This is a genomic window from Nocardia sp. NPDC051570 (genome assembly GCF_044454005.1).
GTDB lineage: Bacteria > Actinomycetota > Actinomycetes > Mycobacteriales > Mycobacteriaceae > Nocardia.
Genome location: NZ_JBITDI010000002.1, coordinates 562394 through 576307, shown reverse-complemented (window position 1 = coordinate 576307; position 13914 = coordinate 562394). Strand labels below are relative to the sequence as shown.

Annotated in this window: 9 protein-coding genes; all 9 read left to right on the top strand. The window is 69.2% G+C overall.

Annotation, left to right across the window (positions count from 1 at the left end; genetic code table 11):
• Position 1 precedes the first annotated feature (1 nt).
• On the top strand, positions 2 to 1096 hold the full coding sequence (locus ACIA76_RS06330) for an MCE family protein (protein ID WP_397149108.1): 1095 nt from the start codon (positions 2 to 4) through the stop codon (positions 1094 to 1096).
• Positions 1093 to 2142, top strand: coding sequence for an MlaD family protein (locus tag ACIA76_RS06325; protein ID WP_397149106.1), 1050 nt, complete (start codon positions 1093 to 1095; stop codon positions 2140 to 2142). The genes ACIA76_RS06330 and ACIA76_RS06325 overlap by 4 nt, the downstream gene beginning before the upstream one ends.
• Positions 2139 to 3203 carry an MlaD family protein gene (locus ACIA76_RS06320; protein WP_397149104.1) on the top strand — a complete coding sequence of 355 codons (1065 nt, stop codon included), beginning with the start codon at positions 2139 to 2141 and terminating at the stop codon, positions 3201 to 3203. The genes ACIA76_RS06325 and ACIA76_RS06320 overlap by 4 nt, the downstream gene beginning before the upstream one ends.
• A 26-nt stretch (positions 3204 to 3229) precedes the next feature.
• Positions 3230 to 3826, top strand: coding sequence for a hypothetical protein (locus ACIA76_RS06315; RefSeq protein ID WP_397149102.1), 597 nt, complete (start codon positions 3230 to 3232; stop codon positions 3824 to 3826).
• Positions 3827 to 4092: 266 nt separating this feature from the next.
• Positions 4093 to 4398 carry a hypothetical protein gene (locus tag ACIA76_RS06310; RefSeq protein WP_397149100.1) on the top strand — a complete coding sequence of 102 codons (306 nt, stop codon included), beginning with the start codon at positions 4093 to 4095 and terminating at the stop codon, positions 4396 to 4398.
• A 99-nt stretch (positions 4399 to 4497) separates the two neighbouring features.
• On the top strand, positions 4498 to 8958 hold the full coding sequence (locus ACIA76_RS06305) for a hypothetical protein (RefSeq protein WP_397149098.1): 4461 nt from the start codon (positions 4498 to 4500) through the stop codon (positions 8956 to 8958).
• A gap of 59 nt (positions 8959 to 9017) precedes the next feature.
• Positions 9018 to 9551 carry a hypothetical protein gene (locus tag ACIA76_RS06300; protein ID WP_397149096.1) on the top strand — a complete coding sequence of 178 codons (534 nt, stop codon included), beginning with the start codon at positions 9018 to 9020 and terminating at the stop codon, positions 9549 to 9551.
• 34 nt (positions 9552 to 9585) lie between these two features.
• Positions 9586 to 9861, top strand: a complete 276-nt coding sequence (locus ACIA76_RS06295; RefSeq protein ID WP_397149094.1) for a hypothetical protein — start codon at positions 9586 to 9588, stop codon at positions 9859 to 9861.
• Positions 9862 to 10001: 140 nt separating this feature from the next.
• A complete protein-coding gene (locus tag ACIA76_RS06290) occupies positions 10002 to 13805 on the top strand; it encodes a WD40 repeat domain-containing protein (protein WP_397149092.1) in 3804 nt (1267 codons plus the stop codon).
• Positions 13806 to 13914: the final 109 nt, after the last annotated feature.

Genomic DNA, 13914 nt, shown 5'->3' with positions numbered 1-13914 from the left:
CATGCGCGCACTGTGGGTGGCGGTGCTCGTCGTGGCATTGATCACCGTGGCGGGGACCGTCTTTCATCTCGTCGAGCGGCGCACGGCGAATGTGTCGCTGTGCGCGGAGTTCGACGATACGGCCGGACTGTATGCGGGCAACGATGTGTCGGTGCTCGGGGTGACGGTCGGTACCGTGCGATCGATCGTCACGACCGCCGACCATGCCGAGGTCCGGTTCACCGTCGACGCCTCGGTGCGGCTGCCCGTGAATGTCGGTGCCGCGCTGGTGCCGGGATCGATCGTGACCGACCGACGGCTGGAACTCACCCCGGTCTATGCGTCCGGTCCCGAATACGTTCCGGCGCACTGTATTCCGCTCGATCGCACGCATGTGCCCGCAGGGCTCACCGAGGCGCTCGGCGCCTCGCGGTCGCTGGCGGACGCGCTGTCTCCGGAGGGCGGGGCCGATGCGCTCGGGCCCGCGATCCACGCCGCCGGGTCGGCGCTGCGGGACACCGGTCCCGCTGTCCGGCAGACCGCCGCCGATCTTGCTGCGGCACTGGGTGATCCGGCCACCAACGACGATCGCCTGAGTCGGCTGATCGACAATACCGATCAGCTGCTCGACGGCGCGCACCGCCAGCACGACACACTGGCCGCGTTGATCCCGGCCACCGCCGAACTCGCGCGTCTGCTCGCCGAGAGTGGTCCCGACGCGGTCACGGCGCTGCGGAATGCGAATGCGCTGCTGCCGCAACTGGCCGCCGCCGCGGACGCCCACGGCCCGGCGCTGTCGACGCTGCTGGATTCGGGAGCGACACTGGGTGAAACGGTTGTCCGGCATCCGGATTCGCTCTCCGAATTCCTCGAGACCACGCCCTTGGCCGTGCAGAACGTCCTCAACGTCTGGGATCCGGTGGCGGGCCGATTCCGGGTTCAGGTCGATCTGCCCACCACCCTGACCGCGCCCGCGGTCCTCGCGGAACTGTGCCGGCGAACGGTGCACGATCCGGTGCGATGCGCCGCTGAGAACGACTCCCACGGCCATATCGCCTACGGATTGACCCAGCTGCTGCTGTGGTCGCTGCTCGGGACCGATCGGAGTGCGGGATGACGTGGCGCACAACGGGGCTCGTGCTGATCACGGCTGCCGCGCTCGGCGGCTGCACGGTGCGTCCGGCCGACCTGCCGGTGCCGGGAGTCGCGCGGTCCGGTCCCACCTACCGCGTCGGCATCGAATTCACCGATGTGCTCAATCTGCCGCGTCGGGCGAGGGTCGTCGTGGACGGGGTGCCCGTCGGTACCGTCGAGGACATCTCGGCGCACCGATTCGTCGCCACCGTCACCGTCGCGCTGCGATCGCAGCTGCGGCTGCCGGCCGACACCCGCGCCGGACTGCAGCAGGACACCCTGCTCGGCGACGTCTACGTCGTGCTGACCCCGCCCGCGGACTCCTCGGGTCCCGCGCTGCGCGACGGTGGTGTCATCCCGCTGGCCCACACCTGGGCGGCGAACAGCCCCGAGGACATGCTCGCCGGGGCGTCCACGGTGCTGGGCGGCGGCGATCTGGGCGCGCTGCAGACCGTGATCACGAGCGTCGATCGCGCCTTCCCCGAGGGGCCGGAGCAGGCGCGGCGGTTCAGTGCCACCCTCACCGCCGCGCTCGGGCAGGTCGCGGACAACACCGCCGCGGTGAACGAGGCGATCGACGGATTGGGCATCGTGGCCCACACCGCCGCTGAGCGTAGGGAATTGGTCGAACAACTGCTGCGGGTGCTGCCGAACGCACTCACCCTGACCGCACAGAACCTCCCGATTCTGCTGGAGCTGACGCGAGGCACGGACGATATCGCGGAGGCGGCGGCTGGCGTGCTGATGCGGCGGATCGAGCGGGTGAAGTCGATCTTCGCGGCGCTGGCGCCGATCATGGCCGCCTCACCCGAACTGGATGTGTGGTTCGGGCATACGCTCGCCGCGGCCGACGGGCTGTTCGGGGCGCGGGGTGAAGCGATGTCGCGGGGATCGATGCTGTCGTTCCCGGTCAGCGTGCAGGGGCTGAGCGTCGACGATCCGGCGGGCGTGCCCGGCGCGGCCGGGCGGCTCGCGCCGGTCACCGCCGAGAAGCTGGCGGAGTTGCTGACCAATCTGGGGGTTCGATGATCCGGCGACTACTGATTCCGTTGGGCACGCTGGCGGTCCTGCTGATCGGGAGTCTCGGCTATCTGATGTTCGGGCTGCTGCCGACCGATCCGGTCGAGCGCGAGCTGCATATCGCCTTCGATCTGCCGCGCACCGGCGGACTGCACGAACGCTCGGCGATCACGGTGCGCGGCAACCCGATCGGCATGATCACCGGATTACGGGTGCGGGCCGACGGCGTCACCGCCGAGGCGACGATCAGTGCGGCGTACCGGATTCCGCGAGGGTCTCGGGTCGTGGTGGAGAGTCTGTCCGCGGCGGGGGAGGAGTATGTGGATCTGCGCCCGAGTTCGGCGGCCGGTCCGTACGTCGGTGACGGGACGACGTTCACGCGCGAATCGATTTCCGTCCCACCGGATCTGGGTGCGGTCGTCGGATCGGTCGACGGATTGCTGCGCGGTATCGATCCCGCCGATGTGGCCTCGCTGTCGAATGCGGTGAACACCTCGCTCGCGAGCCGCGGTGATCTGGATGTGTTGCTGCGCAACGGAGTTCTGATGTCCTCGACGCTGGCGCGCAATACCGATCGCCTGCGTGCCATCGTGCGCAACGGGCACGAATTGCTGGGGCTGGCCGACGACGTGAATCCCGATCTGCGCGCCCTCCTCGGCGCGGTCCCGGCCGTCACCGACTCCCTGGGCGATGCGCGAGAACCGTTGTCCGACGCGCTGTCCCGGGATCCGGCCGCGCTGGCCACCCTGTCGGGACTCCTCCCTCACATCCTCCCGCAGACCGAGCGGCTGCTACCCGACCTCACTGTGCTCAGCGGGACGACGGCCACGCATATGTACGACCTGAACGACCTGATACCCAATCTCGCCCCGCTCGGTGAGACCTTCGCGGCGATGGACGACCCACACGGCACCGCGCGCCTGCTGGTCACCCTCGACCCGGTGCCGGTCTGCACCTACGCGACCCCGCGGCTCACGATCTTCGACCCGCCCCAGCCACCCGCCCTGGACGGCCGCTGCACCGATCCCGATGTCAACCAGCGCGGCCCCCAGCACGTACCGACGCCGTGAGCCGATCCCCTTCGAAGGAGTCCGCCGTGACCACTACCGCCCTCACCGAGGAAGAGAACTCGGAGGACATATCGAAGCGCCGCACCACGAAATCCCGGACGGCCGAATTCGCGCGACGCCACTTCTCGGCCTTGTCGGTGCTGTTGTTGATCGCGGCGGTGGCGGTGGCCGCGGTCTTCGCGTATCTGTGGTCCGACGGCCGCGCCAGCGCCCGCGCGGCCGACGATCGCCGTGCCGCGGTGATCCAGGCCGGTCGCGAATTCGCCGCGGCGACGGTCAGCTACGACTACCGCAAGCTCGACGCCTTCTTCGAGGATCTGCAGGCGCGTTCGGGCGGCGGCGTCCGCAGCGACTACACCGCCTCGCGCCCGATGCTCACCCAGGCGCTGACCTCCCTGCAGACGATCTCGACCGGCACGGTCGAGACCGTCGCGATCACCGACGGCTCGGGTGATATCGCCGATCTCTACGTACAACTGAGCACCGGCATCAAGACCAAGGACCATCCGGATCCGATTCCCGGTCGCTCGGTCATCCATCTGGAATTGGTCCATCGCGACGGCAGATGGCTCGTGGATCAACTCGATACTTATCTGAGTCCCACCGCCCAACCCGCGAAGTAGATCGAGAGAGTAATCCAATTCTTTTCCGATTACATTCTCCTCGTGTCCGATCTGTTATCAAGGCTGTCATTGTTCCGGCGCGGACATTATGTGTACGAGTGATTCTCTCTTCGGGATAGAAGACGGCTGTCAAGATCTTCAGACGTAAAGACTCCGTAAGTATTATCCGCCGCGGACTACTGCGAACAGGCATGTTAGCTGCGAGGATGCTGGCGGAGACGCATTTGTTGATTGACGTGCCCTCTCGCATTTCGAAGTCTGGATGCATGAACAAGAACGCCTGTTTCGCAGCATTGGCTGCTCTCTGCGCAATGGTCGTCGTGTGGTCTCCATTCAGCACGACGGCGTCGGCCGTGCCGCCCACTCCGCCGCCGGACGGATGCAATTCCGATTACGCGGTGCCGAATCAGATCACTATCACCTGTGAGCCCGGAGCGGGCACCGGTCAGCATGCGTATATCCGGTGCCGCGATATCGGCGGAATTCTGCACACCCGCATCGGGACCACCATCGGCGCCACTGGCGGCTGGTCGCGCGCGGTCTGTGCGACGGGGGAGAGCGGGCCGGTCTAGGCCCGTATTCGCCGACGTCCGCGGCCCGCGTGAAGTCGGCATCCTCAGCCGGATCCGGCTGGCATTCGCAGTCCATCGTTCGATCGAGAGAGGTTCATCATGTCTGCAGCCCATGAGCGTTCCCGGGTGACCAAGGCCGCCGGTCGGCATCGGAAGGTCGCCAAACGCAACCGCAAGGGTCTCTACGCCGCGGCCGCTTTCGCCTCGCTGGCCACGGTCATGGTCGGAACCGGCCGGGCGGCGGCCGACGCGCCCGTATTCCCGCCGATCCCGGCGAGCCCGAGTGACATCCTGCCCACCCTGGACTCCGTCCTGCCCGGCGCGAGCGATACGGTCTCACAGATCAGCGGAGCGGTCACGGAGTTCGGTGGCAGCGTGCCGGATATCGGTGCGGCGGTCCCGGGCATCGGCCCGGACGTCGGGAACATGATCAACGAAGCCCTGCCCGGCCTGGACGACGTGACGAGGGAAACGCCGGCCGAGAACGTGGGCGGCGAGATCCGCACCATGATGGCGCCGCCGGAGGTCACCGATCTGGCCACGGTCACCGAGCAGCTCGCGAGTTCCGGTGTCGACCTGCGGCAGCTGGCCACCTGGGCCGATCAGACCTTCCCGGACGGTCCGCTGCGCCAGCCCGTCGACGATATGCTCGCCTTCGTCAATCAGGCGATCGAACAGTCCGGTGCCCGTCGCGATCTCGCGGGTACGCCGATCGACGATCTGATCGAGCAGGCCCGCACCGTGTTCGGCTTCCCCGAGGACGTCGCCGACCCCGCCGGGGCGCTGCGCGAACTGCTGACTCCCATCCTCGGCCCGACCGTGGGTGCGGGAGATCCCTTGCAGGTCATGGCCGAAGGGCTACGGCAACTCATCAACGATCCGGTCGGTGGGCTCGGCACCGCCCTCGCGCCGACGCTCGGCGAGGTTCGCGGGCTGCTGGAGAGCAACGGCCTGATCGGCACTCATCATGCGGCCCTTCCGCTGCTGGAGATGCCCCTCATCGCCACCCTGCTGGCGGCCGGAGCCATCGGAGCCGTGGTGGCGCTGCTGGCCGCGCCGGTCATCATCGGCGCCCTGCTGGTCGGTGGCATCGTGATCGCCGCGGTGGCGCTGCCCGTGCTGGCCGTGATCGCCGTGCTGGCCGTGCCCGCGCTGATCGTGCTGGCGGGCGGCGCGCTTGCCCTCGCCGCGGTGCCGGCGCTGATCGTGCTGGGCGCCATGGCGTTCGGGCTCGCCGGAACGATCACACTGTCGGCCCTGGCCCTGGCCGCTGTGGTGGTCACGGCCGTGGTGGCCTTCGCCTCGCTGGTCGTATTCCTGGTGCTCGGCTGGACGGGGGTGCCCGCGCTGATCGTGCTCGGTGCGCTCGCGCTCGTCGAGTTCGTCGCGATCGCGGCCCTGATCTTCGCCGCGGCGGTGTCGGTGACGGTGTTCGGGGTCGCGGAGTTCATCGCGATGGCCGCACTGACCGTCGCCGGGATTGTCGCGCTCACCGGGATCGCCTTCACCGCGCTCGCGACGATCGCCGCAGCCGCGCTGTCGACACTGATCACGCTCGGCGCGCTCGGGCTCGGCGCCGGCGTCATCCTCGGTGTGCTGGCCCTCGCCGCGCTGATCGTCTTCCTGGCGATCGGGTGGACGGGCATACCCGCGATGATCGTGATCGCGGCCATCGCCCTGGTCGCGGCCATCGTGATCGCCGCTGTCGCGGTGGTCGCGGTGATCGTGATCGCCGTATTCGGTGTCGCCGCAGCGATCATCCTGGCAGCGCTCGGCGTGGCCGCGGTAGTCGTCGTGGCCGCGCTGACCTTCGCCGCGCTCGTGATCACGGCGATTCTGGGCGGGCCCGCGCTGATCGGATACGCGATCCTCGCGGCCGTGATCGCCTCCGCCGCAGCGGTTCTGTCGGCGATCATCGTGAGCGGCGTCCTCGCCGCGGCGGCCACCATCGCCGCGCTGGGCCTGGCGGCCCTGGTTATTGCCGCTGTACTCGCCGCACTCGCTGCGCCGATTCTGCTTGCGGCTCTTGCGGTGCCGATCCTGTTGGCGATTCTCGCTGCGCCGATTCTGCTTGCGGCTCTTGCGGTGCCGATTCTGCTGGCGATTCTCGCTGCGCCGATTCTGCTTGCGGCTCTCGCGGTGCCGATTCTGCTGGCGATCCTTGCGGCACCCATTGTGCTTGCGGCCCTTGCTATTCCGATTCTGCTCGCGGTGCTCGCTGCGCCGATCGTGCTCGGTGTGCTTGCCGCGGTGGCCATTGCGCTGGCGCTGCCGGTGCTGCTCGCCGTCGGGGCCCTGGCCCTCGGTGCGGCGATTCTCGCTGCGGTGCTCGGTGCGCTCGCGCTCGCCGCCCTCGCATTGCCGGCGCTGATCCTGTTGGGCGCCACGATATTCGGTCTCGCCGGGACCGTCACGCTGGGCGTTCTGGCCCTGGCCGCGCTGGTGACGACGGCCGCGCTGGCCTTCGCCGCCCTCGTGGTCATCGCCGTACTGGGCTGGACCGGGCCGCTCGCCCTGCTCATCCTCGGGGCCCTCGGCCTCGTCGAGGCGATCACCCTGGCAGCGCTGGCCTTCGCGGCGGTGGTCGCGCTGACCGTCTACGGTGTCGTGGAGGCGATCGCGCTGGCCGCACTGCTGTTGGCCGCGGTGCTGACGGTGGGTGCGGCGACGATCGCCGCGCTGGCCGTGGCCCTCGGCATCGGCACGGCGGTGCTCGCCACCCTCGGCAGCCTGGCTCTCGGCACGGCCGTCACGCTCGGTGTGCTGGCCCTCGCCTCGGTCATCGTGCTGCTGACCATCGGTTGGACGGGAGTGCCCGCGGCGATCGTCCTCGGCGCCCTCGCCCTGATCGCCGGGATCGTGCTGGGCGCCTCCGCGCTCGTCGCGACGATCGTCCTCGCGGTGGCCGCGGTGGCCGCGATCGTGTCGGCCGCGGCCCTCACGACCGCTGTGCTCGTCATCCTGACCGCGCTGGCCTTCGCCGCAGTGGTCGTCACGGCGATTCTGGGCAGCCCCGCGCTGCTCGCCTTCGCCGTCACGGCCGCGGTGATCACCGCCGCGGTGCTGGCATTGTCCGCCCTGGTCACGCTGGCCACCCTGGCCACGCCGATCCTGCTGGCCACCCTGCTCGCACCGGTCATCCTGGGCGCGTTGGCAATTCCGCTCCTGCTCGCCACCGCCCTTGCCTCGATCGCGGCGACGATCATCGGGTTGGGCATCGCGGGCGTAATCGCCGCGGCGGTGCTGGGTGCGCTGATTGCCCCGCTTGTGCTGGGCGCGTTGGTGGCCCCGCTTGTGCTGGGTGCGCTGATCGCTCCGCTCGTGTTGGGCGCGTTGGTGGCCCCGCTGGTTCTGGGTGCGCTGATTGCCCCGCTCGTGTTGGGCGCGCTGATTGCTCCGCTGGTACTGGGTGCCTTGGTCGCTCCGTTGATGCTGGGCGCACTGGCGGCCCCGTTGGTGCTGGGCACGTTGATTGCCCCGCTGGTGTTGGGCGCGTTGGTGGCCCCGCTGGTGTTGGGCGCGTTGGTGGCCCCGCTTGTGCTGGGTGCGCTGATTGCTCCGCTGGTGTTGGGTGCACTGGTTCCGCTGGTTCTGGGTGCCTTGGTCGCGCCGCTCGTGTTGGGTGCATTGGTTGCTCCGTTGGTGCTGGGTGTACTGGTTCCGCTGGTGCTGGGCGCTTTGGCGGCTCCGCTCGTGCTCGGTGCGTTGGTGGTCCCGTTGGTTCTGGGTGCGCTGCTCGCTCCGCTCGTGCTGGGCGCGTTGGTTGCCCCGCTGGTTCTAGGTGCATTGGTTCCGTTGGTGCTCGGCGCGCTGAGTGCCCCGCTGATGCTGGGCGCCTTGGTCGCTCCGCTGGTGCTGGGCGCTCTGGCGGCCCCGCTCGTGCTCGGTGCGTTGGTGGTCCCGTTGGTTCTGGGTGCGCTGGTTGCCCCGCTGGTTCTGGGTGCACTGGCTCCGCTTGTACTCGGCGCGCTGATTGCCCCGCTTGTGCTGGGCGCGTTGATTGCTCCGCTGGTAGGAGCTCCTGCCCTCGGGCCGATCGGTGCTGTGGTCGGCGGGCCGGTTCTGTTCGGTCTGCTCGGGGTGCCGCTGGCGATTGCCGGGCTGGTGGCCCTCGCCGTGCTGTCGCTGCTGTTGGCGGCGGTGCTGCCGATCGTGATCGGTGCGGTGGCCTCGGCGGCGGAGTCGCTGCTGCTGACGGCGCTGATGCCGCCTCTGCTGCTGGCGGTGGTCGTGATCGCGATCGTGGTGGTGGGCTGTGGGGTGCCGATGGCGGCGCTGTCCAGCCCGGACGTCAAGTCCTACATCGTCTCGGTGATCCGGGCGTGGCGTGATCGCGGTACCCCCCGCGACTCCGGCGGCGGAATGGCGCCGACCGGAACCCAGTTCCTCGACGACATCCAGGACACGGCCGGACTCGACGAACTGATCGCCTCGCTGCAGAAGTCCCTGGCCCCCGCGGCCCGGCCCGTAGCCGATCCGATCCCGTTGGTCGGGACCGGCGCCGCGGACGGACTGAACGTCAACCCCGGCGAGCGGCGTCTCGTCACGGTCTCCCTGTGAATACGGCAACCGAAAACACCTGTCCCACAACGAAAGAACACAGACATAAGGAGAATGCCATGAACCCCGAAATGAGCAGCTTGCGTCCCGATTCCGCCGTCGCCTCGGAGTCGACCATGCACCTCGAATACCTCTACGGCCCGCAGTGGCGCGAGGTGATGGACATCGTCGAGCGGGCCGCCCAACTCAGCGTGGCCGAGCGCGAGAAGCTCGCCGACCATCCGGGCGCTTTGGCCCGCAGCGGTATGGGCGCCCTGTCCGCAGAGGGACTCGCCGGACTGCTGGGCGGCCCGAACGGGACGTCGAACAATATGCACGCCCTGCATACGGCCGCCGACACTGCCCGCGAATTCGGCCGCACCCGTCAGTTCCAGATCGCGACGGTGCTTGCCGGACAATCGGTTTCGTCGCCCTCCGTGGGCAGAACAGAGGGGCTGCAGGGCCTGCTGCAATCGCTCGGCTCGATCGACGCGGCCACCGTGGTGACCTATGCGGTCGCCGCCACCGTGCTCGGTGATCTCGTCGGCTGCGGCAAGTTCACCCGCGAGATCTACGACGAGCTGATGCGGCCCTGGCTCGAAACCATCGGTTGACCCGTCCGCCACGACCTGGATCAGGAGTCCGATCATGTTGGATACCAGATTCTCCGGCAGCGTCGTCGATCAGCTCGGCGGCCTGCTCGACACCAGTTCCGCTCAGGTGAGTTTCGGCTACTACGAGCAGAACGCGACCGATGTCGAAACCATGGTCCGATGCCACGACCGATCCCGCCCCGGACCGATCGGGTGGTGGAACCGGCACCGGTCCATCCGGCTCGGCGTCGGCATGACGCTGGTGCTGAACCTCGGCTTCCTGCCAGCAGTGCAGGATGCCATCATGTCGGGACTACCGCTGCTGCCGTAGCGAGGTCCCGACGCGACGCCCGCCGTGTTCGCACGGCGGGCGTCGCCCTGGCAACGGCCCTATACACTCGCTCTACCGCATCGCATATCGTCAGCTCGACCCCGCAAGCCCTGGAAGTATCCGGCAAGCCGAGGGAGAACATGCGAGAACCGCCGGCCACCGAGATTCGAGCCGAGGACCGCGGCGCCTTCGTCCTGCGGCTCGCCGAACTGTTCGCCGCGGCCGGATCACCGCCGGTCAAATCGGTTGTCCGCGCGGCCAACGACCGGCTCCGCGACGGCGGCACGCGCATCACCGCCCAGCGGATCAGCGACTGGCGGCGCGGCAACCGCACCCCCGCCACCTTCGTCTCGGTGCTGCCCGTCCTCGAGACCCTCATCGCCGCGGCCCGCCGCCGCGCGGCCGACGATCCGCGGATCGACACCTCCCTGTTCGATCTGCGCCGCTGGCACCGCGATTGGACGGCCGCGAAGACCGAGCCGGGTGTGCTCGACGCCCACCGCGAGCCCTACCGCGGGCTGTGGGCCTACGGTGTCGAGGACAGCGATCTGTTCTTCGGCCGGGCCGCCGCCAAACGCCGTTTGCTGGAACTGATTTCGGCCACCGAGTCCAGTGCCGCCCCCTCGCTGGTGCTGCTGCTCGGCGGCTCGGGCCTGGGTAAATCATCCCTGCTCGCGGCCGGGATGCAGGCCGATCCCGGCGCGCGGACGCCGATCGTGCTGACCCCCGGCGACGATCCGGTGGCCGCACTCGAATCCGCGCTGAGCGGCGCGCCGGAGGGCCGCCGTCTGCTCCTGGTCGATCAGGCCGAGGAACTGTTCGATCGATGTGCGAACGAGCCACTGCGGCAACGCTTTCTGGCCGAATTGGCCGGGCTCGCCGCGCCGGGCGCCACGACACCCACCACCGTCGTCCTCGCCTTCGACACCGCCCGCCTTCCCGAGCTGTTGCGATATCCGTTGCTGATGACCGCATTACGGGACCGGTCGATGTTGCTCGAACCGATGACCGACGAGGAGCTGCGCGAGGCGATCGTCAAACCCGCCGTGGCCACCGGGCTGCGGGTCGAGGACGGTCTGGTCGAGGTGCTGCTGCGGGATCTGGCCGCGGTGGATGCCCAGAGCGCCGTCCGGCTGCCGCTGCTGTCCTTCGCGCTCGCCGAGACCTGGGCGAATCGACGCGGCAAGACCCTGACCCCGGAGGCGTATCGCGCCGGCGGTGGGATGTCGGGTGCGAGCGCCCATGGGGGAGAGGTGTTCTGGGCCGGGCTGGACGACGATCAGCGCGAGGCCGCGCGGCATGTGCTGGTCGCGTTGACGATCACGGGCCCGACCACCGTGGTTCGCAACCGCATGCCGGTCGAACTGCTGGTGGAGGAATCCGCGGAGCCGGAGGTCACCCGGGGGGTGATCGCGCGGCTGACCGAGCTGCGAATGATCGTGCGGCACAACGACGGTATCGAATTGGTGCACGATCTGCTGCTGACCGGCTGGCCCCGGCTGGCGGGCTGGCTCGCCGAGGAGAAGGAATTCGCGCCGACCCGCCAGCGCATCGAGGCCGATGCGCGCGAATGGTCGCGTCAGGATCGGCCCGCGACCCTGCTTTACACCCGGACCAGACTCGAGGATGCCGCGGCGTGGCTGGGGCGCACCGGCTCGGCGAATCGGCTCTCCCGGGAGTTCGTCTCCGCGTCGTTGGTGCGGGAGCGCAAGCATGTGATCCGCAGGCGTACAACGCTTTCGGTGATCGCGGCGCTCATCGTGGTGGCGCTGGCACTGTCGGGGGTGGTGGTCGCGCAGCGATCCGCCGTCGCGCAGCAGCGTCGCGACGTGCAGCTCGGCCAACTCATCGCGGAATCCCAGCGCGTCGAGGATCTCGACCCGGATCTGTCGGTCCGGCTGGCCCTGGCCGCCTATCGGATGGATCCGGGCAACCCCACCGCGCGAGCCCGTCTGCTGGCGGCGCAGACGCTGCCGCTGGTGGTCGCCTCCCGGGGGGCGGCGCATACCGGGATGGTGCGCACGCTCGCGTTCAGCTCGCGACTGAACCTGTTGGCCAGTGCGGGAGACGACGGCCGCATCGGGCTGTGGAACATGTTCGATCCGCGCGCCATCACCCCGGTCGGACCACAGCTCGACGGCCATCGCGGCCGGGTCACGGCGCTCGCGTTCGCGCCCGACGGTACGACGCTGATCAGCGGCGGGGCCGACGGCACGGTCCGGCTGTGGGACATCCGCGACCCGCGCGCGGCGCACGAGGCCGGCATCCTCGACACCGGGACAGTCGTCACCGCGATGGTCTGTATGCCCGATGGCCGCACCGTGGTCGCGGCGGGCGCCGACGGAACGCTGTCATTCCTGAATATCGAAGTGCCACAGCATATCCAGCGGCGGGGAACGCCGATTGCCGCGCACGCCGGGGAGATTCGCGCATTGTCCCTGGCGCCCGATGCGCCGATGCTCGCCACCGCCGGAGACGATCGCGGCGTGCGGCTGTGGCGCGTGGACGATGTCGAGCACCCAGCGCCGGTAGGTGCGCCACTCGAAAGCCGGGGTGCCCCCACAGCAGTCGACCTCGGCAACGCCGGGCGGCTCGCCATCGGGACCGCGAGCGGCGAGCTACAGGTCTGGAATGTCGCCGGGGGCGAGCCGCCCCGGCTCATCGCCAGCCAAACGGTTCGCCGCGTGCCGATCGCGCGACTGCGGTTCTGGCAGGGTGGGCTGGTCCTGCTCGCGGCGGATACCGATGGGAGCGGCCGGATCTGGAATACCGCCAGCGGCGATCACATCTCCCGGACCGGATGGGAGATCCGTGTCAGTGACGGCGGCCGGATCGGGTCGTTCGTACTGATGGGGCCCGACAGGATGGCGGTCGCGGGCTACGGAGGACTGATCCGCGTGCTGACCTTCCCGTTGGCCTTCACCTCCGTCAATCTCAGCGATTCACTGAGTTCGATCGGATTCGATCGCGCGGGCCGGGTGCTGGCGACCGGAGGTCGCGGCGGACAGGTCGAGCTGTGGAACACCGGGATATCGAAGCTGAGTGTGCCGATGACCGAATTCGCCGCGGGCCCACCGGATCCGGACGGTGTGCTGATCGCGATGCGTCCGGATGGCAAGCTGCTCGCCACCGCCGACCACGGCGAGGTGCGGCTATGGAATCTCACCGATCCACGGCAACCGACGCCCGTGGCCGCCCTCCCCGCCACCGGACTCGGCAGCCCGATCGCCTTCTCCCCGAACGGAAATCAACTGATCACCGGCGCCGGGCCCGGCGCGCTTGTGCTCTGGGATGTCTCCGACCCCGCCACACCCCACGCGCAACGCCAATTGCGCACCGGCGACGACCGGCCGATCCGTGTCGTGACATTCCGCCCCGACAGCGCCCTGCTCGCCGCCGGTGGCGATACCTCCCGAATCCACCTGTGGGACATGTCCACTCGCGACGAGCAGCCGACCGCCACGATCGACCCCGGTGACTCGGATGTGCGGGCACTGCTGTTCGCACCGGACGGCACCCGGCTGTTCAGCGCCCACGGCAGTGGCATGCTCCGCTCCTGGAACGTCACCGACCCCGTCCACGCGCGCGCACTGGACGCGGTCCGCGCCCACTCCCTGCCGGTCAAGGCACTGGCCATCGCGGACTCCGGCCACCGCCTGGCCACCGGTGGCGACGGCGCGGTACGCCTGTGGGATATCACAGACCCCGCCGCCCTCCGCCCCATCGACGCACCGCTGGCCGCCCCGATCGGCTGGACCTGGTTCCTCCGCTTCGTCCCGAACGACGATTCGCGCCTGTTCGGCATCGGCGACCGGATCTCCGCCCTCTGGTACACCGACGCGGACGCCGTCGCGACCCACATCTGCGCCGCGATCCCGGTCGACAATGAACGAGCCTGGCCCCGACTGCTTCCCATCGCAACCGACCTGCGACCCTGTCGGTGAGGCGATTGCGATCCCGGATCGCCGGAACCTGACCGGTCCAAACGTGCACCGGCACGGCCGGTGTCGGGCACACTGATCAGCGAAGTCATCGGTGATGAGATGTGTTCTG